The sequence below is a fragment of the Oceanospirillum linum genome (genome assembly GCF_001995095.2).
In the GTDB taxonomy this organism is placed as follows: domain Bacteria; phylum Pseudomonadota; class Gammaproteobacteria; order Pseudomonadales; family Halomonadaceae; genus Oceanospirillum; species Oceanospirillum linum.
This window is the reverse complement of the sequence record NZ_MTSD02000270.1, coordinates 1-379: the sequence shown is the minus strand read 5'-3', so window position 1 is coordinate 379 and position 379 is coordinate 1. Positions and strand designations below refer to the sequence as shown.

1 protein-coding gene is annotated in these 379 nt (G+C 44.3%); it reads right to left on the bottom strand.

The window, feature by feature from the left end; all coding sequences use genetic code 11:
* Positions 1-379: solute carrier family 23 protein (locus tag BTA35_RS17590; protein ID WP_274378454.1), on the bottom strand; the 379-nt coding region annotated here is incomplete at both ends.

Genomic DNA, 379 nt, shown 5'->3' with positions numbered 1-379 from the left:
ATTGCTAAACCATCACCCAGTAATGTTCTGTGTAGACCTGGTTTTTTCAGATAATTTTTGCCTGTTACTTGGCTAATAGCGACCATATCGCCTAAGTGTTCAATTGCAGGTGCAATAGCAACCGGAATCATGAAGAGTATAGCCTGCCAATGAAACTCCGGTGCGGTAAATGCAGGCATCGAAATCCAAGCAGCTTGAGTGACAGGGCTTAAATCAACAAGCCCCATGACGAACGCAAGACCGTAACCCGCAACAACACCGGATAAAATTGGGATTAAACGGAAGATCCCTTTAGAAAACACTGCCATAAGTAAGGTGACTAATAAGGCAAACATTGAGACGATAATGGCTTTGTCATACGCCACTAACACCCCAGAGC